Annotated in this window: 19 protein-coding genes; 10 read left to right on the top strand and 9 right to left on the bottom strand. The window is 38.0% G+C overall.

Features of this window, described 5'->3' with window-relative positions:
• Positions 1-5 precede the first annotated feature (5 nt).
• The 7 genes from clpP to ABVM49_RS06210 form a co-directional block, all read right to left on the bottom strand.
• Positions 6-680, bottom strand: coding sequence for an ATP-dependent Clp endopeptidase proteolytic subunit ClpP (clpP, locus tag ABVM49_RS06240; protein WP_035325770.1), 675 nt, complete (start codon positions 678-680; stop codon positions 6-8).
• A gap of 89 nt (positions 681-769) precedes the next feature.
• A complete protein-coding gene (tig, locus tag ABVM49_RS06235; RefSeq protein ID WP_380032150.1) occupies positions 770-2092 on the bottom strand; it encodes a trigger factor in 1323 nt (440 codons plus the stop codon).
• A gap of 78 nt (positions 2093-2170) precedes the next feature.
• Positions 2171-2515, bottom strand: a complete 345-nt coding sequence (locus ABVM49_RS06230) for a phage holin family protein (protein WP_405203490.1) — start codon at positions 2513-2515, stop codon at positions 2171-2173.
• A 113-nt stretch (positions 2516-2628) separates the two neighbouring features.
• Positions 2629-4212, bottom strand: a complete 1584-nt coding sequence (locus ABVM49_RS06225) for a G-D-S-L family lipolytic protein (protein ID WP_405203489.1) — start codon at positions 4210-4212, stop codon at positions 2629-2631.
• Positions 4213-4222: 10 nt separating this feature from the next.
• Complete coding sequence (locus ABVM49_RS06220; RefSeq protein WP_038597509.1) at positions 4223-5494, bottom strand: OmpP1/FadL family transporter; 1272 nt, start codon at positions 5492-5494, stop codon at positions 4223-4225.
• Between the two features lie 128 nt (positions 5495-5622).
• Positions 5623-6390 (bottom strand): alpha/beta fold hydrolase, encoded by a 768-nt coding sequence (locus ABVM49_RS06215; protein WP_405203487.1) that lies wholly within the window; start codon positions 6388-6390, stop codon positions 5623-5625.
• Entirely contained in the window at positions 6391-7104 is a 714-nt protein-coding gene (locus tag ABVM49_RS06210) for a pyridoxine 5'-phosphate synthase (RefSeq protein ID WP_405203486.1), read from the bottom strand.
• A 78-nt stretch (positions 7105-7182) separates the two neighbouring features.
• On the opposite strand from ABVM49_RS06210, the gene ABVM49_RS06205 reads away from it, so the two are divergent.
• The 8 genes from ABVM49_RS06205 to murI all read left to right on the top strand — a co-directional run bounded on the left by ABVM49_RS06205 (position 7183) and on the right by murI (position 15413).
• Positions 7183-7839 (top strand): CBS domain-containing protein, encoded by a 657-nt coding sequence (locus tag ABVM49_RS06205; protein WP_035325779.1) that lies wholly within the window; start codon positions 7183-7185, stop codon positions 7837-7839.
• A 6-nt stretch (positions 7840-7845) separates the two neighbouring features.
• On the top strand, positions 7846-8730 hold the full coding sequence (locus tag ABVM49_RS06200; RefSeq protein ID WP_375252388.1) for an NAD kinase: 885 nt from the start codon (positions 7846-7848) through the stop codon (positions 8728-8730).
• A gap of 155 nt (positions 8731-8885) precedes the next feature.
• Positions 8886-9560 (top strand): DUF6089 family protein, encoded by a 675-nt coding sequence (locus ABVM49_RS06195; protein ID WP_405203485.1) that lies wholly within the window; start codon positions 8886-8888, stop codon positions 9558-9560.
• Positions 9561-9567: 7 nt separating this feature from the next.
• Positions 9568-10308 carry an isoprenyl transferase gene (locus ABVM49_RS06190; RefSeq protein ID WP_035325783.1) on the top strand — a complete coding sequence of 247 codons (741 nt, stop codon included), beginning with the start codon at positions 9568-9570 and terminating at the stop codon, positions 10306-10308.
• A complete protein-coding gene (locus ABVM49_RS06185; RefSeq protein ID WP_405203483.1) occupies positions 10241-12922 on the top strand; it encodes an outer membrane protein assembly factor in 2682 nt (893 codons plus the stop codon). Before ABVM49_RS06190 ends, ABVM49_RS06185 begins: the two co-directional genes overlap by 68 nt.
• Before the next feature lie 37 nt (positions 12923-12959).
• Positions 12960-13964 carry an OmpH family outer membrane protein gene (locus ABVM49_RS06180; protein ID WP_405203482.1) on the top strand — a complete coding sequence of 335 codons (1005 nt, stop codon included), beginning with the start codon at positions 12960-12962 and terminating at the stop codon, positions 13962-13964.
• Positions 13965-14003: 39 nt separating this feature from the next.
• The gene (locus ABVM49_RS06175; RefSeq protein ID WP_380032134.1) at positions 14004-14516 is read left to right on the top strand and encodes an OmpH family outer membrane protein; all 513 of its coding nucleotides are present in this window, start codon (positions 14004-14006) and stop codon (positions 14514-14516) included.
• Positions 14517-14606: 90 nt separating this feature from the next.
• A complete protein-coding gene (gene murI, locus ABVM49_RS06170; protein ID WP_405203481.1) occupies positions 14607-15413 on the top strand; it encodes a glutamate racemase in 807 nt (268 codons plus the stop codon).
• A 6-nt stretch (positions 15414-15419) separates the two neighbouring features.
• On the opposite strand, the gene ABVM49_RS06165 is transcribed toward murI, so the two are convergent.
• Positions 15420-16154, bottom strand: a complete 735-nt coding sequence (locus tag ABVM49_RS06165; RefSeq protein WP_405203480.1) for a LytR/AlgR family response regulator transcription factor — start codon at positions 16152-16154, stop codon at positions 15420-15422.
• A 2-nt stretch (positions 16155-16156) separates the two neighbouring features.
• Entirely contained in the window at positions 16157-18355 is a 2199-nt protein-coding gene (locus ABVM49_RS06160; protein WP_405203478.1) for a histidine kinase, read from the bottom strand.
• A 253-nt stretch (positions 18356-18608) separates the two neighbouring features.
• Here ABVM49_RS06160 and ABVM49_RS06155 point away from each other — a divergent pair, with 253 nt between their 5' ends.
• Together ABVM49_RS06155 and ABVM49_RS06150 are read left to right on the top strand one after the other, a co-directional pair.
• Complete coding sequence (locus ABVM49_RS06155; RefSeq protein ID WP_405203477.1) at positions 18609-19781, top strand: hypothetical protein; 1173 nt, start codon at positions 18609-18611, stop codon at positions 19779-19781.
• A gap of 130 nt (positions 19782-19911) precedes the next feature.
• Positions 19912-20793: a flagellar motor protein MotB gene (locus tag ABVM49_RS06150; RefSeq protein ID WP_405203476.1), complete on the top strand. Its 882-nt coding sequence runs from the start codon at positions 19912-19914 to the stop codon at positions 20791-20793.
• Positions 20794-20825 lie beyond the last annotated feature (32 nt).

Raw genomic sequence — 20825 nt, 5'->3', positions numbered from 1 at the left:
CTTCATTAGTCTCTCTTCAAAATTTCGTCTATCATACCGTACTCAAGTGCCTTATCTGCCTTCATCCAGTAATCACGATCACTATCGTTATATACTTTATCGTAGTCTTGACCTGAGTGCTTTGCTATGATATCGTATAGCTCTTTCTTGAGCGTAAGGATTTCTTTTGCCGTGATTTCAATATCACTTGCTTGACCTTGTGCCCCACCCATAGGCTGGTGTATCATTACACGGCTATGTGGTAATCCACTACGTTTACCTTTTTCTCCTGCACATAATAAAACGGCTCCCATAGAGGCTGCCATACCTGTACAAATAGTTGCAACGTCTGGTTTTATAAACTGCATTGTATCATAGATACCTAGACCCGCATATACACTTCCTCCCGGTGAGTTTATGTAAATCTGGATGTCTTTATTTGCATCTGTACTTTCTAAAAACAGTAGTTGTGCCTGTACAATGTTTGCTACCTGGTCATTTATTCCAGTACCCAAGAAAATGATGCGATCCATCATTAAACGTGAGAACACGTCAAAGATCGCGATATTCATCTGGCGCTCTTCTATAATGTTAGGAGTAAGTCCCTGAGGAAGCATACTCGTTATGATTTTATCGTAATAGTTAGAGCTTACACCCTGATCTTTAATTGCAAATTTTTTAAATTCTTTTCCGTAATCCATATCTATTCTAGCAATATTTTCTTTAATAAAAAAGCGTTTTACCTAGTCTAGTAAAACGCTTTAAAGATACTTATTATCTAGGAGGTATTCTAATTGTATACTTCCTTAACAAATTCGTCAAAGGTTACTTCCTTCTCCTTAAGTTTTACATTTTCTTTAAAGAATGTAAGCATTTTTACATTCATAAGCTGTTCAGAAAGACGCTTTACTTCTTCTTGATTACCAAGTATACGTGCTGCGATATCATCAAGCTCTTTTTCTTCTGGGTTCATTTGCCCGTACTGCATCATTTGTGCTTTGATCATATCTTTAGAATAATCTTTAAGCTCGTCAAATGTTACTTGAAGTTCATTTTCTGTAACGACTTTACCTTCTATAAGTTGCCATCTTAATCCTTTTTCAGAACGCGCAAACTCTTCTTTTGCTTCTTCTTCTGTCATAGGCTTCTCACCTGTAGACTGTATCCATCTAGCTAAGAAGTCTGAAGGTAGGTCAAACTTAGTTTCATCAATAAGACGCTCTGTAACGTCATTCATAAGTTGCTGGTCGCTCTGTTGTGTAAACTGGCGCTCACCATCTTCTTTTATTTTATCTTTAAGCTCTGTCGCAGATTTTACTACGTCCTTTCCAAATAACTTATCAAAAAGCTCTTGATCAAGATCTGCTTGCTCACGCTTGTTTGTTTCTGTTAGTGTAAAAGTAACTTCTGCATTCAGGTCTTTTGCTTCGTCTTCAGAGATTTTTAATGCTGCTTGGTATGTTGCAGGCTCTGAGAAAAGACTTTTAGTCTTAACCGTAATTACATCTCCAGGTTTTGCTCCTACAAATGCATCTACATTTTTCTTCCCTTTAAGTTGCTCTATCTCAAAAGTAGCTTGGTTATCTATACCAGCTTTCTCACTTGCAAATGTTCCAGTTACTTCACTGTCTTTTGCAACCTCTGTTTGAGAGATTAACTTTCCGTATTGTTTTCTAATAGTAGTTACTTGACTATCTACCATTTTATCATCTACCTTAATCTTATAGCTAGTGATTGCTTTTTTAGGCTTAAGGTTTACATCAAACTTAGGCGCCATTCCTAGCTCAAACTCAAAGTTATAATCTTCTGCATCCCAGTTAAAATCTTCTTGATTTTTTGGAAGCGGATTACCTAATACGTCAAGCTTCTCCTCTTGTAAGAACTTACCTAGAGCTTCTTGAAGTATTTTATTTACCTCATCTACACGCACAGCCATCCCGTATTGCTTCTTCACCATTCCCATAGGTACGTGACCTTTTCTAAAACCAGGAATATTTGCTGTTTTACGATAGTTCTTAAGTATAGACTCTACCTTCTCGTTATAGTCATCCTTAACGATTTCTACCTTCACTACTGCGTTAAGGTCGTCTATTTGCTCTTTTGTAATATTCATTATAATGTAATTTTGAGGGCGCAAAAATACGATATTTTTACAACTCCAACAATCTTTTAATAAGTGCTTAACGTCCTCTTACTTATCATCTTTAAGTAGCGAGAATAATATGCTCTGAAAAATACTGAGTAAAATACTAAAGAGGAGTGCTATCCAAACGCCACTTACAGAAAAACCTCCCACAAAATAATCTGCTATTAATATGATAATGGCATTTATGACAAATAAAAACAGTCCGAATGTCACGATTGTAACAGGCAGAGTAAGTATCACAAGTATAGGCCTTACTATAAATTTAAGTAACGCGAGCACTACTGCAACAATGATAGCAGTCACAAAACCATCTACCGTTACACCTGGCAAAAACTTTGAAAGCACGATCACAGCAACCGCTGTAAGCAATATTTTAATAATTGTATTCATAATAGGTTGTTTTTATGGGTTAAATACGCTTTCGCGAAAGCATAAATTTACACATAAAAAAAGCGCCTTTTATAAAAAGGCGCTTTTACTATATAGTATGTAGGTTGTAAAACTTAGTTTACATCGTTACTTATAGCTACTGTTGCATAAGAACCGATATCTACTCCTGGTATTGTAGAACCATACTGATCATTTATTGCATCTATAATAGCATTTGCTGTAAATGCATAACCTCTAGGTGTAGGGTGCACACCATCTAGAGAGAAAGCTCCTCCAGTTACAAATTCTGAGGTAAGCACTCCACCGTTAAAAGAAACACCACCATTTGCAACCACTTGTAATGCAGAACGTGCATCTACAAAGGCAAGATCATTTGCCTGCGCAAGTGCTTGTATAGTGGCATTGTACTGTGTTTGTGCTGCTGTGATAAGTTCTTGCTCTTGTGAGGTAAGTACAAACTGGTCTTGTAAAGGACGTGACACTCCATTTATAGCCTGTAGTGCAGCCTGCTCTGCAGGGATTCCTAAAGAAACTAATAGATTTAAGAAATCTTGATCTGTAGTTCCAAGCACTCCCGCTGTGGTAAGTGGCACTAGATCATCATTTGTAGTCTGGCGTAATTGAGATAATAATCCCGCAGTAATAGGATCTAAGTTAAAAGGAGGTCCTTGTACTATTGCAGAGATATCTGTAAGGTCTTCATCTTGAATTGTTATAAAGTTTGCTCCTTCGGCAAATGTGATTTGACGAGCAGCAGCCTCTTCTGCAGTGATGATTCCAAAAGATGCTAGACCTGGTAACACTTGAGTGTTATATGCTGTAAAAGCAGCATTAAGTGTAGCCGCAGTACCTGCATCTAAAGGAATAGACTGAGATGGTACCGTAGTAAAGAAAGGAATAGATGTTACATCCGGAATATTTACAAGTGCTCCTTGTGCCCCAGAACCTACTAGAAGTCCAACTTCTTGAGAATATACACTAGCAAAAACGTTAGGATCTGTAATGTCATTAGGACCGTATGTAGTAGGATCAAGGTTACCTGTCTGATCTACTCCAGCACCACCTGATGTTGCAAAACCTAAAATATCATTGTTACCTATCCATAGTGAGAAAAATGATGGATTTGCCGCAAGTGCATCTCCCATAACTGTAGCATTAGCCTCTGATGCAAATCTTGCAAAATATGGATTTGCTTGTCCTGTAGGTACTCCAGCTACATTACCATAACCTGGCGCCACAAGGTGAAAACTTTTTGCGCCTGGTACTCCAACATTATTGAATGGTCCTGTTACAACATTTGTAATTTCTGTAGTAGGAGTTCCAGATAATACTGCTGGTCCTGGATTACCATTTGCATCTGTCGCAAGTACAAAGCGGTTATCTGCAATTTGAGTACCTCCTAGTGTTAACCCTCCTAGGTTATCACTTACTAATGGCTGTGTAAACTCACCTCCACCTGCAAGCGCAAACTGTTGCGCCATAATGTTAGGGTATGAATTTTCTTGACCAGTTATATAAAGTGCTCCATCTGCAAAACCTGCAGTAAGCGAGTTACCTACAGCGACATATGAAGAAAAGTTTGCTTCTCCATTTGTGTATACTGTTCCATCCTCAATTTCATTTTCAAATTCTGGCTCACAAGCAACAAGGCCAAGTGCAAGCGCAGGAAGTGCGATATAATTAAAATATTTTTTCATTGCTGTAATTTTATAATTTGTAGCTTAATCCTAAACCTGGTGCAAATGCACTTGATCTATACGTTCCCGCAAATGGAGCTTCAACACCACTTTCTGTATATGCATCATAAGAAGCATCTACCTCTCTAAAGGCTAAGTATAAGAAAGAAGCATCTATAGCGAGCTTCTGTGTTACGTTATAAGAGAATCCTCCTGTAAAACCAAAAGAATCATTACGTGGAGTTTCTGGAGAGAAGAATCCTTCTTGTACTGGAGACTCGTCAAAATAAGCACCACCTCTTAAAGCAAACTTATCGCTTACGGCATACTCTGCTCCTAGGCGTAATGTCCAAGCGTTTTGGTAATTTCTTGGGTTAATAGACTCTAGTGCTACAGATCCATCAGGATTTAAAAAATTAAGATCAAGAGAGTTGTATATATCCCACTCTGCATAATTTACATCTGCGTTAAGAACCCATTTATCTGTAGGCTTATAAGTGACACCCACTGTCCACTCTGCTGGTAACGGTAATGTTGCTGTAAAATCAAAATCTCCGTTTACAGTAGGTGCAAGTGGTGAGTTAGGCACATTTGAGAATGTTGCTGTACCCTCTCCTTGCTCTACCTCGATATCAATTCTAGATCTATAGTTTACACCAAAAGACCACTTATCGCTAAACTTAGCATAACCACCTACAGAAAAACCATATCCTTTTACTCCAGAAGCATCAACCTCTACATTTGATCTATTTCCGTTTTCGTCTGTTAAACTTCTTGTAAGATTACGATTAAAGTTTACACCTCCTATAGCCAGAATCGGTCCTCCTCCAAAACTTACGTTTTCAGTTAATTTTGTAGAAAATATAGGCTGTATAAAAATAGCAGATAGTTCTATACTATTTACTAAGTGCGATCCAGACCAATCTGTTGGATACTCTACTGTACTACCATACGGAGTATAAACTGCTAGCGCTACAGAAGACTTCTCGCTAAGCTTGTAAGCTGCGTATAAATATAGAGGCGTTCCCGTAGGACTGTCTGTTTGTGAAGATGTTCCAAACTCTGTGTTCTGATACTTTACATCAGAAAAAACTCCAAAGCCCCCTACAGATATACTTAGTTTACTTTCTAGGTGCACAAGGCCTCCTGGGTTAAAGAATGCTATCTCAGCACTGTTTACATAAGCCACACCTGTGTGACCCATTGCTAGACCTCGTTGTCCCTGTAGACTCACTCGGTAACCTCCGGCGTACGTCACTGCACAAACAAGTAGCAGAACAATGACACTTAATACTTTTTTCATAATTTAATTTAGGTTATGGGAATTGTGTTATTCGTAAAAATGTACCTTCAAAAATAAGCTATTTATAAAGGAAACTTTGATTTTTTACACATTTACTATGCATACATAGCTTTTTGTGATTGACAATACTATAAAAAATTTATCACTTCTTTATAAAAATCTTTAGGATTTTCTGCGTGAAGCCAGTGACCCGCATTAGAAATTGTCTTGATTTGCGCTTTCGCGAAAGCGTTATAAATCCCATTTTTATCTTCCTCGAGGATGTAATTAGATTTATCTCCTCTAAGGAATAAAGTAGCATCGCTATAAGTTGCGTCCAGCGGTAAGGGCTTTCCTATTTCTTCAATATTTTGAATAAGAGCCGCTAGGTTCATACGTAAACCTAAAACCCCTTTTTCTACCCAATAAAGATTTTTAAGTAAAAACATTCTCGTCCCTAAGTCTGATATATAATTTGCTAGAAATTGATCTGCTCCAGACCTACTAGACATCGCTTCACTATTATTTGAAAGCGCTGTGAGCCCCTCTAAAATAGTCTGATGATGCTGGGGATATTCTTTAACTCCTATATCTGCAATGATAAGTTTATCTACCATAGCTGGATACGTAACCGCAAAGAGCATTGCTGTTTTACCTCCCATAGAGTGACCTAATAAGTGTATCTTATCAAGTCCATTTTCTTCACAATATAGTTTTAGATCTTCTACCAACACCTCGTAGCTAAATGTGTCACTATGAAAACTTCGACCGTGATTGCGCTGGTCTACAAGATGCACTTGGTAACCATCTGCAGCAAATTGTTTTGCCAGCGTTTTCCAGTTGTCACCCATACCTAAAAAGCCGTGTAAAATCACCAGTGGCTCACCCTCTCCTATAATATTTGAGTGTATTATCATTTATTGTAATTTTTCTAAATAAGAGGCTACTACGGTCTCAAAACCTAGATATAATGACTCTGCCATAAGAGCGTGGCCTATAGAAACCTCTAGCAAGTCTGGGATGCTGTTATGAAAATATGCCACATTGTCTAGAGAAAGATCGTGTCCCGCATTAATGCCTATACCTAGATCACTAGCTAGAAAAGCTGCTGCGATATATGGTTTTATAGCCTCCTCCTTATTTTCAGTATAACCATCTGCATAGGCTTCTGTATACAATTCTATTCTATCTGCACCTGTTTCTTTTGCCCCTTCTATCATTTCTAATATAGGGTCAACAAAGATTGAGGTGCGTATACCTGCATTTTGAAATTCGGCTATAACTTCCTTTAAAAAGTCCTTATGTTTTATTGTATCCCATCCCGCATTACTCGTAATTGCATCTACTGCATCTGGTACTAGTGTAACTTGTGTAGGTTTAGTCTCTAGTACGAGATCTATAAATTTTTGAATAGGATTACCTTCTATATTAAACTCTGTAGTCACCACATCTACTAGATCGCGAGCATCTTGATATCGTATATGGCGCTCATCAGGTCTAGGGTGTATGGTTATTCCTTGCGCGCCCATTTTCTCAAGGTCGCTTGCCACCTTTAATAGATCTGGCACATTCCCTCCTCTAGCATTACGCAATGTGGCTACTTTGTTAATATTTACGCTTAATTTTGTCATAGCAATCATATATTATTTGATATCACAAAAATACAAAGAGACCAGTGCTGGGCGGGTATTTTTTCATTATTTTGCATTATGACATTAACAGATTTTATAATAAATGACATAAAGCCTGTCTCAGAAAAAGAGAATATAGGCGAGGTACAATCTATTTTTACACAAACCACATACTCTCACGTGCCTATTGAGCGAGATGGGATTTATGTAGGGTCGCTCCCTGAGAATGATACACATTGCCTAGATGCAACTACCCCCATAAGTGATTATAACCACGGGTATGAGCAATTTTTTGTAAGATTTGATACTAATTGGCTAGACGTGCTAGAAGCCTTTGCTCAAAATGGCTGCAACCTTATGCCAGTACTTGGAGAAAACAACACCTATCTTGGTTATTATGAACTTGAAGATGTGATGAATTTCTTTAATAACACACCATTTATAAGTGAGCCTGGAAGCGTAGTTGTAATTGAAAAAGGAGTGCAAGACTACTCTTTTAGCGAGATAAGCCAGATTGTAGAGTCTAATGATGGCAAACTATGGGGTATGTTTATCTCAAAAATAGAAAATGATGTAGCAGAGATTTCTCTTAAAATAGGAAGGTCAAACTTTAACGATATACTGGCAGCTTTTAGAAGATATAGCTATATAATAGTCTCAAGTCATCAAGAAGATACATTTCTTACAGACCTACGTGAGCGATCACAATACCTTGAGAAATACTTAAACATATAACTAACTATGAAAATAGGTATATACGGTCAGTTCTACCACGAGGCCGCAGGACAATACATCCAGCAGCTCCTAGATATTTTAGACAAAAAGCAAATAGAAGTTATTATAGAGAAAAACTTTCTCAAACTTATACACGAGAATGACACCATAGAGAAGGACTACAATCACTTTTCTACCTTTAGAGAACTAGATAACACTTACGACCTTTTTGTGAGTATAGGTGGTGACGGTACAATTCTAAAAACTGTTACATATGTACGAGATCTTAACATACCTATAATAGGGATAAATACAGGTCGACTAGGTTTTCTTGCCACTATCAAGAAAAATGACATCGCCGCCTCTATAGAAAAAATACTTACCGGTAAGTACAGCATCTCAAAAAGAAGCCTACTACAAGTCACTACCAATAGCAAAAAAGACCCCATAGGAGAACTCAACTTTGCACTTAACGAGATCACTGTAAGTAGAAAAAACACCACCTCTATGATTTCTGTAACTACAAAATTAGACGGTGAGAATCTTACAAACTACTGGGCAGATGGTCTTATAGTTGCCACACCTACAGGCTCTACAGGCTACTCACTAAGCTGTGGAGGACCAGTAATCACACCACAAACATCAAGCATTATACTCACACCAATAGCGCCTCATAATCTTAATGCAAGACCACTAGTTATACCAGACGACACTACAATCGAGCTGAGCGTCTCTGGAAGAGCAGATCAACATCTTATCTCTCTTGACTCAAGAATAGCTACGGTAGATAATGAAACAATTATAACGCTACAAAAAGCACCATTTAAGATAAGCCTCATTCGTTTAGAAGGAGATAGCTTTCTAAAAACACTTAGACACAAGCTACTCTGGGGAGAAGATAAAAGGAACTAGACAATAATTATGCACAAAGGCTGTTTTCTTTTAGGACTGACTATATAGGGTTTAAAGACGCTTTCGCGAAAGCGAACACACACATAATCATCTTAATAACCTCTTATTGCCAGTACCATCACAGAATTGTTATATTTGCAAACTTTTACGGCTATATGAAGTACCTGACGATTGTTTTAATCGCCATTTTTTGGAATTTTGAAGTGCAAGGGCAAACCTATGAGATAGGAGCCTTTATTGGCGGGTCAAATGTTGTAAGCGACATTGGATCAACTAATTATATTGCACCGAACAAACCAGCTTTTGGAGCGATTTTAAAATGGAACCGAAGTTCAAGACATTCCTTCAGGTTTACAGCCCTGTTTACAGAGCTAGAAGGAAATGATGTAGATAGCCACGAAGCTAGAAGACAAAGTAGAGGATTATCATTTACAAACAGTTTACAAGAGGTCTCACTGGGACTGGAGTATACCTTTTGGGAATTTGATATGTTTAAAGATCGTAATGCAAATGCACCATACTTATACTCAGGTATAACCGCATTTAATCACGAAAACATCTCAAGAGTAAGTGGCGTTACTCAAGATGGAAATTCTCTGGACTTTGCAATGCCTATCGTGTTAGGCTACAAAGTAGCTTTTAACTCTATGGTTATTGCATTAGAAGGTGGTGCTCGTTATACATTTACAGATAATCTGGATGGAAGCGCACCCGTAGGAGAGGACAATACGATAAGTATTGGAAATAGAAATAATAATGACTGGTATGTGTTTACAGGTGTAACTGTAAGCTTTACCTTTGGCCGCAGACCTTGTTTCTGCGCATTTTAAATATATAATGGACGCACTCGCCCACATTGACAAAAATAAATTACCCCAGCACGTTGCCATCATTATGGATGGTAATGGACGATGGGCAAAAAAACAAGGACTCCTTAGAGCCGTTGGTCATAAAAAAGGTACAAAAGCTGTAAGAGAAGCTGTTGAGGCTGCTGCAGAGCTGGGCATACCCCACCTTACACTCTACGCTTTTTCTACAGAAAACTGGAACAGACCTAAAGCAGAGGTAGATACACTTATGAATCTACTCGTCTCTTCTCTAAAAAAAGAAATTTCTACACTTCAAGACAATGATGTTGCGCTCAACACCATAGGTTTAACGAGCTCTTTACCTAAGAAAGCCCAGCGAGAACTCAATGAAGTGATAGAAAAAACAAAAGATAACAAAAGGCTTAAACTCACTCTAGCACTGAGTTACGGCAGTAGAGAAGAGCTTATAAAAACAGTACGAGAAATAAGCGATAAAGTTAAAAATAACCTAATTTCGCCAGCTGAAATAGATGAATCTTGTATAAATCAGCATCTTTACACCTATGACATACCAGATGTAGATCTGTTAATACGTACAAGTGGAGAGCAACGAGTGAGCAATTTCTTGTTATGGCAAATTGCCTATGCTGAATTTTACTTTACAGAAGTATTGTGGCCAGATTTCAGAAAGGAACATTTACATGACGCTATTTACAATTATCAGAAAAGAGAACGAAGATTTGGAAAGACAAGTGAACAGATTAAATAGTACAGCTACTTTTTCAAGAGCAACAGGCAGATGGATTTTTATTTTGGCCCTATTATGTAGCACCTTAGTAAATGCACAAAGAGACACCCCGCTAGATCCAAATATCAAGTATGAAATTGCAGATATTAAGGTTACTGGAACTTCTACATACAATGAGAATACTGTAATTGTATTTACAGGGTTAAGAGTAGGAGAACGTATATCTCTACCCGGCACAAAGGTTTCTAACGTAATTAAGAAATTGTGGTCATTAGAGCTGTTTTCTGATATTAATCTTTATGTGACAGCAATAGATGGTGATAAAGTAGATCTCCAGCTAGATATTAAAGAAGTGCCAGAACTTAATGAAGTGCGCTTTAAAGGTATTAAGCAAAAGAAAGGTTCTACCTTCATCAAAGACAATGGCCTTAACAAAGGAGCAAAAGTCACAGAAAACCTTGAGACCACCACTACAAACTATATTGAGAACTCATATAAGAAAAAAGGATTTTTAAACTCAAAAGTATTTGTAAATACAGTACCTGCATCAGACACGTTAGGTAAAAACAAAGTCAATATGATTGTAAATATTGACAAAGGAGAGCGTGTAAAAATTAAAGACATCAACTTTAATGGCCGCGAAAAATTACAAGAAGCAAAGCTCCTTGGGTCAATGAAAAACACAAAGGAGAAAAAAATCTGGCGTCTTTGGAAAAGGTCAAAATTTATTAAGGCAGACTATGAAGACGACAAAGTAGCCATTATAAATAAGTACAAAGAAAAGGGATATCGTGATGCTAGAATTGTATCAGATTCTATCATTAAGAATAATGACAAAACTATAACTGTAGAAATAAATGTTGAAGAAGGTCGTAGATATTATATAGGTGACATAGACTTCATAGGAAACTCAGTTTATACAGATGAGCAACTAAGTAGACAGTTAGGTCTTAAAAGAGGTGATGTCTACAATGGTGTTTTACTTCAAGAACGTATAAAAGATGATACAGACCCTGATGCAGATAATATCGCAAATCTTTATCAAAACAGTGGTTACTTATTCTCAAATGTAAACCCAGTAGAGACTAGTGTAGAAAATGACACCATAAACTTCGAGGTGCGCATTACCGAAGGTAAACTCGCTTACTTTAATAAAGTAACTGTAAAAGGTAATGACAAGACTAAAGATAAAGTTATTTACAGAGAGCTACTTACCAAGCCTGGACAGCGTTACAGTAAGAAAGCAGTAGTAGGTACAATACGTGAGCTTGGTCAATTAGGTTTCTTTGACGCACAGCAGCTTACTCCTAATTTTAATAATTTTGACCCCGTAGGTGGAACTGTAGATCTAGAGTATAACGTAGTAGAGCAAGGAGCAAGCCAGATAGAACTTCAAGGAGGTTTTGGTGGTGGAGGTTTTGTGGGAACTCTAGGACTCTCATTTAACAACTTCTCTATACAGAACATATTTAATAAAGATGCCTACAACCCATTACCTATGGGTGATGGCCAGAAGTTTTCTTTGAGAGCACAAGCAAGTCAGTTTTTCCAGACGTATAGCGCCTCTCTTACAGATCCTTGGTTTGGAGGGAAACAACCAGTACAATTTTCTACATCATTCTCGCACACTATACAATACCTGTTTACAGGTATTACAACAGGTAGCGCAAGTGATCGTGTAGATAGAAACAGTAAATTCTTAATTACGGGAGGTTCTGTAGGATTATCTAAGCGTCTTAAATGGCCAGATAGAAACTTTAGCTTATCACACGCTATAAGTTTCCAGCACTTTGATTTACAAAACTACAACACAGGTCTATTTACCTTTGGAGATGGAGCTTCAGAAAACTTAGCCTATACTATAGGTTTAAGTAGACGTGAGCTTTATGGAGGATTAATTTTCCCTACAAGTGGATCTGACATAAGTCTTACTGCAAAGTTAACGTTACCATACTCAGCGTGGAACGGGGTTGATTATGAAGGTCTCGCTATAGAACGTGATGAGGCTATCGCAGATGGCCTTAGCAGCACAGGTAAAACTGTAGGAGAGATAGATCAAGAACGTTTTAACTGGCTAGAATACTATAAAGTAAAGTTTACTGGTAAGTGGTATACACCACTTGTAGGTAAGTTTGTACTACAATCTGGAGTAGAATTTGGATGGCTAGGTGCTTATAATCAAGATAGAGGCGTACCACCTTTTGAACGTTTCTTCTTAGGAGGTGATGGTCTAGGAGGTTTCTCTCTTGATGGTAGAGAGATTGTAAGACTTAGAGGATACCCTAACCAGTCTGTAACTCCTATAGATAGAGGCGCTATTTTACAAAGCACAGGGCAGGCTAATGATGGTGCTACCATTTACAATAAATTTAGTCTTGAACTGCGTTACCCTATCACATTTAGCCCTCAGGCGAGCATCTATGCATTAACTTTTGCAGAAGCAGGATCATCTTATGACAATTTTAGAGATTATAACCCGTTTCAATTGAGTAGATCTGCTGGGGCAGGAATTCGTATATTTATGCCGGCCTTTGGATTATTAGGTCTGGATTTTGGATATGGATTTGACCCAATTCCTGGTACAACAGGAGCAAATGGATGGGAAACTCACTTCATTATCGGACAGCAGTTTTAATTTTTGGCACGATTATTTCTAATGCAACTCTGAAATTATGAAGACAAACGTTTTTATCTTATTAATAGCAACTTTCCTTATAAGCCTTAGCGTTCAAGGTCAACGAGCAAGTGGTGTACGTATAGGTTATATTGATATGGAATACATTCTCGAGAATGTACCAGAATATCAAGAAGCTTCCTCACAACTTGATGAAAAAGTTGCAAGATGGAAAGGAGAGATAGAAACAAAGCTCGAAGAGGTATCTGCAATGAAAAAACAGCTAGATAATGAGCGAGCACTATTAACGAAAGAACTTATAGAAGAGCGTGATGAAGAGATTGCTTTTGAGAGAGATCAAATCTTAGAGTATCAACAAAAACGCTTTGGACCTGGAGGAGATCTCGCTATACAGAGAAGACAACTCGTAGAACCCGTACAAGATCAAGTTTTTAATGCGGTGCAAGAGATATCTGCAGCCAAAAAATTTGACTTAGTTTTTGATAAATCTTCAGATCTTATGATGCTTTATACTGCAGACCGTCTTAACATAAGCGATCAAGTATTAAGAAGTATCACTCGTGCTGCAAAGCGCAACCAGATAAACAATAAGAAAGAAGAAAGAGACTTTGATATAGACGAAGCAAAAACTGTAGAGCAAGATAAGGCTACCCAAGAAAGACAACGTGCTATAGAGGCAAAAAAATCTGAGCGTGAGGCAGCACTAGAAGCACGTAATAAAGAACGTAATGCACAAAAGGCAGAGCGTCAAGCAGCTTTTGAAGAAAGAAGAAAGAAACTTCTTGAAGAGCGTAAACGTAAAAAAGACTCTATTACAGCTGTGCGTGAGGCAAAAGCAGCAAGTAGAAATTCTGGAACTCCTACTTTAGATAAAAAAACAGGTGATGCGCTCTCTGCAAAAGAAGCAGCGCTAGAGGCAAGAAAAAGAAGAAAAGATTCTATAATTGCTGTACGTAAAGCAAAAAGAGATTCTATTATAGAAGCTAGAAAAAGAAAAGCAAACCCTTCACAAGCAGATGGCGAAGATGGAGGAGGTATATAACCCTTATTAAATTTTACACTTAACTCAAATTAGATTACAATGAAACAGTTTACAAAAGTATTAGCAGCAATTGCACTTATCGTAGGAATGAGCAGCGCTATGCAAGCACAAAGCAAAGTTGCACACATTAACTCGCAGTCTCTTGTAGAAGCTATGCCTTCATATAAGACAGCTATGGCAGAGCTAGAAAAACTACAGAAATCATATGATGCCGACATCTCAGGAATGGGTAATGAACTTCAAAAAACACTTGAGCGTTACAACCGTGAGGCAGAAACGCAAACAGATGAAGAGAACCAAAGACGTATGAACGAGGTACAAGAAACTCGTACTAACATTGTGAAGTACCAACAGTCTGCAATGCAAAAACTTGAAGTAAAACAACAAGAGCTTATCAAACCTATCTTAGAAGAAGCTAGACTTGCTATCCAGAAAGTAGCACGAGCAAAAGGTTATGAGTTTGTACTTGACTCAACTCCAGGAGCAGGAGGCGTTCTTATGGCAGATGGTTATGATCTAATGGCAGACGCAAAAGCGGCTCTAGGGATATAAATCTAAAGCTTGATAACCACTCACTGAGTACATTATCAATAAGTATATAAAAACTGCCCTTTCTAGGGCAGTTTTTTTTATTTTAGAACTATGAGCAATAAGGATGTTATAGGAGTTTTTGACAGTGGTATAGGAGGCACCTCCATCTGGAAAGAAATAGTGACTAGACTACCTGGCGAAGACACCATCTACCTTGCAGACAGTATAAACGCACCATATGGCGCAAAGTCTAAAGAAGATATCATTGCACTCTCTGTAAAAAACACAGAAAAACTCATTAATCTAGGCGCCAAAATTATTGTAATAGCTTGCAACACCGCAACTACAAATGCCATAAACTATCTTAGAGAAAACTATAAAATTCCATTTATAGGTATAGAACCTGCTATCAAACCTGCAGCTATACAATCACAAAGTAAGGCAATAGGCATACTCGCTACAAAGGGCACGCTTAACAGCGCGCTTTTTCAAACTACCTCAGAGCGATGGACACAAGGCGTAGACGTTATTGAGGTAATAGGAGAAGGTCTTGTACCTCTTATAGAGCAAGGAGATCTCGAGAATCTTGAGCTATACAACTTACTAGAATCCTATATACAGCCTATGGTAGAAAAAAACATAGACTACCTCGTACTAGGTTGCAGCCATTACCCCTACCTCATCCCATTATTAAAAAAGATGCTGCCTCCTCACGTAGCAATTATAGACTCTGGGCTAGCTGTAGCTAGACAAACAGAGGCAGTTTTAAAAGGTTTAAACAATCTTTCGGGGGATGTGTCAAGTGAACACTACCTGTATACTAATGGAGATGTGAAGGTGCTTAAAAAGGTCTTATTACGCTTTCGCGAAAGCGTAAAACCCACCACTACAATTACTATATCACATAAAGATTTTTAGAAACGTTTATTGAAAGTAAGCAAGCAGGTTAGACTTCTGACTAGCCGAAACAAGCACTTCTTTACCCGTACTCATAACTACGCTCCCACCCTTTCCTTTTTTGTAACCAGTGATCTCATTTACATTTACAAGAAAAGACTTGTGCACGCGAGCAAAACCGAAATCTGTAAGAGCCACTTCAAAAAACTTAAGGGTTTTACTTACTAGCTTCTTATCGCCAGATTTCATAAAAATCTGAGTATAATTATCATCTGCCTGGCAGTATAAAATATCTTTTGCCGGGAGCACCTCAAAACCATCTTGTACAGGTATAGTTATCTTACCCTGCTTATCCATATTGTGTGTGGTAAGCACCTTGTTTTCTAGTGCGTTTTCTTTAGATTTTATCTCTGCCACATAGTCTACTGCTTTGATAAGCTCATCTATAGAAACGGGTTTAAGTAAATAATATGAGGCGTGTGTATTAAGCGCATCCATCGCATACTGATTATATGCCGTGACAAAAACCGTCTCAAAAGTACGATTGCCCACTTGCTCAAGCAGGTCAAAGGCATTACCCTTAGGCATCTCCACATCTAAGAAAACAAGATCTAGTTTATGATTGCGTATTAACACAAGTGCTTCGTCTACATTTTCGGCCTCGCCTACTATAGTTACTTTTGGGCAGTATTTTGTAAGGTAGTTGCGCAGTATCTCTCTACTTGTCTCTTCGTCTTCTACTATGATTGTTTTGAGCTCCATAATTATGCTTTTTTAATAAAGAGTTGTACTTGTGTTCCCTCTCCGTTTTCAAAAATATCTGATACCGCAACACTTATTCTATCGCCATACATCTCGTTAAGGATTGCAATACGCTTTTTGATATTACCCATTCCTTTAGATTTCTGTTTCTTTTGATTTTCGGTTTTTAACTCCTTGCTTCGCTTGCGCCCCACTCCATCATCAGACACGGTTATTACCGCAGTTTCTTCATCTTTTTGAGCAAAGGTTATTTGTAGTTTTCCTTTTTCTTCTTTGTACCTCATACCGTGCCATACCGCGTTTTCTACATAAGGCTGGAGCAACATAGGGGGTATCATAAATGCGTCTACATCGAGCTCTTCATCTACTTCTATCTCGTAGTCAAATCTATTTTTAAACCTAAAATGTTCTAGCATTGTATAGCGTTTTATGAGATCTATCTCGCTAGAGAGTGGTATAAAATCCTCCTCACTATTTTCTAAAACGGCACGCATTAGTATAGAGAAGTCAGACAAGTATCTATTTGCAGTGCGCTCATCATTAGTAGCTATAAAGCTATTAACAGAATTAAGGGCATTAAAGATAAAATGTGGATTCATCTGTGAGCGTAGACTTTTAAGAGCAAGTACATTATTTGCATACTGCTGCTTTTTACTACTACGGTACATTGCAAAAGCTGTAAGCATAAGCAAGGCTGTCACTAGAATTAATGACCCTATAATCACCTTTTGTCTAGTATCACGTGCCTTTACAAGCTCTTGCTCTTGAAAAGCTAGCTGATATCTACTCTCATTGAGTTGTCTATCTTTTTCTAGGCTTATGATTCGGTTTTGTTGTTCTGTAATATCTTTTGCAAATCTTGTAGCTTGTGAGATCTCTTGCTCCTTACGATTGTAACTAAGATCTACCACCTCTTTATAAGCCTCGTAAGCTTCTTTAAACTTATCTATGTCACCTTTATCTCTATATACCTCAGAGAGTCTTCTACGTGCATTAGTTTCTACCGTGAGGTCTTCCTTGCGTTTTGCTTCTTCAATGCTTTTGTTAAGAAATGTTATAGACTCGTCGTATTTATTTTGAGCAGCCAGTGCAAACCCTATCTTATAATTTTGCTTTTGAGTGGTAATCACATCATCATTAGAAATAGAGTCTGGTGCAACCACACTCAAGTCTTCTATAGCAGATTTACGTAACTCGATCTCTGCGTCATAAGACTTGTTTCTACTATAATAATCTGCAATGTTTGTTTTTGCTCTTACAGAAGATTCTGTTTTTTCAAGACTAGATAACTGCGCAGCTTTATTATAGTTTGATGCTGCTTCTTGTTGCGCTCCTTGCTGGTCATAAGCATCACCTATTTTTGTGCGCACACGTGCAGCTTCTGAGACTTTATTAAGCTCTGAAACTGTACGCTCTACAGCTTCATAATTTGTAATAGAGGTCACATAGTCACCAGTCGCAACATAGGCATCTCCCAGGCCTTCTTTTACTGTAACAAGCTGTTGGGGTGTGAGCTTTTTGTTTTCTAACCTTTTGTAAAGACGTATACTCTCTTGATAACTTTTGTTATTGTAGTATGCCTTTGCAAGAGCAATCTCTACCGCAGTGCTGGGGGTATTCTTTATACTAAGCTTATAGTTTGTAATGGCAAGGTCATACTGTTTCCAGAAACTATAAATATCACCTAGTAACTTAAAACTCTCTGCTCGCTCTTGTGATGATAAGCCCTCTATGGCAAGTGCTTTTGCAACTTGATCTACGCCAGCAGCGGCATCTCTCCTATATACAGATTGTGCCTCGCTGAGATATGTTTTGTAGCTTACTAACTCCTCTTCTACATCTTGCATTTGCTCGAGTGCTATAGCCTCTTCAAGCGGCCTTACCTCTACCCTAATGCGCTGCTTGTCTTTTACTGTATAATAAACGGTTTCAAAATCTTCACTTTTAACCACAAGTTCATCACCAACTTTTGCCTCTATACGAAACTCCCCATCGCGGCCGGTCTTTGTGTAAGCGCCTCCAGTAACCTCTACATTTACCTTGTTTACAGGCTTCATAGTTTCAGTATCTAGCACACTACCTCTTAAAATGAAGATCTCGTTTGTGCTACGACTTACGGCTCTATTTTTTTGCTGCGCTTGCATTGCTGGTGACAGCAAGGCAATACAGAGTATGCATAATATGTAAATTCTAGTTCTCATTGGTATCAAACATACACTATAAATCTAGCATCCTAAAATCACAAGGCCTCGCAACTTGCTTATAAATGGCATTTTACAGCCATATTTTACCACTTTACTCAAATCACTGGCGCGTTCCCTCACCCGTAGTGCTAGTTTACTCAATAACGATAATTTCTAGACAAAGTCCTAGCTACTTTTGACTTGTAACTAATTCAAAAAGAGACATTAGACATAACTCTCGACATTTTTATTCATCTCAAAAAACAAACTTATGAAAACGCTATTGCTACTTGCTGCTACCCTGGGAACACTCACAAACAGTATCGCAGGAGAACTTAAAGTGGAGAATTACGCTTTCGCGAAAGCGGAAACCTCATCACTACACATCTCTACACCAAAACCTGACGCAAATACCATAAAAGTCGCTTTACTGCTGGACACCTCAAATAGTATGGATGGTCTTATAGACCAGGCAAGGGCTCAACTCTGGGAACTTGTAAACGAGCTTGCACTTGCAAAATGCGGCAATGACTCACAACCAGATCTTAAAATTGCCCTTTATGAATACGGTAATGATCGCCTTAATGCAAGAGAGGGATACATTAGGATGGTGAGCGCCTTTAGCACAGATCTAGATGAGATTTCTAAAAACCTTTTCTCACTCACAACAAATGGTGGTAACGAGTATTGTGGTAATGTGATACAAACCTCTCTCAACCAACTAGACTGGGGTAAAAATGCAAACGACCTTAATTTAATATTTATAGCCGGCAATGAACCCTTTGACCAAGGCCCTATTACTTATGAAAGTGCTGCCAGCAATGCTTGCGGTAAGGATGTAACTATAAACACTATCTTTTGTGGTGATTATAATCAAGGTGTTAAAACACATTGGAAAGATGGTGCTGCGCTTACAAAGGGCGACTACATCGCAATAAATAGCGACCGTACAACGGTACATATCCCGTCTCCTTATGATGATGAGATTTTACATAAAAATGCAGCACTTAACAAAACCTATGTAGGGTATGGAAATCTTGCCTCGAGTAAGATGGCACTACAAAGCAGTCAAGATAGTAATGCAGAGGCATATGGTAGTGCAAATGCCGTAAAAAGAGCCGTAAGCAAGAGCTCAAGGTTATATAAAAATAGTAGCTGGGATCTTGTAGATGCACTAGATGATAATGAGGAAATTGTAGAAGAGCTTGAAGTATCAGAACTTCCCAAGGAATTAAAAGGAAAGAACGAAAAAGAAATAAAAGCGTACATCGCTCAAAAAAAGAAAGAACGTAAAAAAATACAAGAGGAGATTGCCACTCTTAATAAGAAGCGTCAATCGTACGTAGCCGCAAAGACAAATAAGAAAGATAACGAGCTGCGCAACGCCCTTATTGAAGCAATAAAAAAGCAGGGTAAAGTAAAAGATTACCACTGGGAAGAATAAGTTTGATACATCTATATTTCAATTGCCTCTAGCGACAACTAGAGGCAATTATTGTTTTTATGATTCTCTTAACGTCTATACAAATCACTCTAGCCGTATAAGATAGAAGTAAACACTAAACTAAAGATTTATGAGTATTTCAAGAATATCAAAAAACACCCTACTTATTGCACTTACTGCAGGAATGATAACCTCTTGCGTTTCAAAGAAAAAATATACCCAACTACAATCTGAGTATGATACTACAAAGGTGACACTCACCAAAACTAAAGTAGAGAAAGAGGAAATAGAGGCAAAGTATGCTGCTATAGAGCAACGTGTAGATGATTATAATAATAAAATTAACGCTCTTAAAGACACCAACACAGATTTACAGGCCTCAAATGATTCAAAATTTGAGATTACTACAAATGGTACGGTAATGTCTGAAAACACAAAAAAGAAACTTAGAGCAGCACTTGCAAATGTAGACCCAAGTGAGCTTGCACAAGCACAAACACTTGAAGACTCTATGAATCTTGCCGTATCGCACAAGCTCAAACGCAATTTAGATCGTGATGTGTATGGAAACAACGCTAGCCAAGATATTAACATCGACATAGATGATACGGTTGTGCAAATCTCTATCTCAGATAAGATGTTATTTCGCTCAGGAAGCTATAAAGTTAGCAAAGAGGCCGATGATCTTTTAAGACGTATTGCTGCAGTAGTAAATTCTGAGCCAGCAGTAGAAGTTATGGTAGAAGGACACACAGATAGCCGCACCGTTAAGAAGGGTTCTTACCTTAAAGATAACTGGGATTTAAGTGTACAGCGAGCTACAGCAATAGTACGCGAATTACAAAATAAACATAACGTAGATCCTGCAAAGCTTATAGCGTCTGGGAGAAGTAGCTATGTCCCACTTGTAGAAAACAACAGCAAAGAGAATATGTCTAGAAATAGAAGAACACGTATTCTTATTTTACCCAACTTAGATAAGTTTTTAGCACTTATGGCTTCTAATGAGTAAGTCTAGACAAAGTCTTAAAAACGAGAAAGCCT

The organism is Dokdonia sp. LLG6352-1 (assembly GCF_045055815.1).
In the GTDB taxonomy this organism is placed as follows: Bacteria; Bacteroidota; Bacteroidia; order Flavobacteriales; family Flavobacteriaceae; genus Dokdonia; species Dokdonia donghaensis.
Note: the sequence above shows the minus strand (reverse complement) of the source record. Positions and strands in the feature narration are given on the sequence as shown.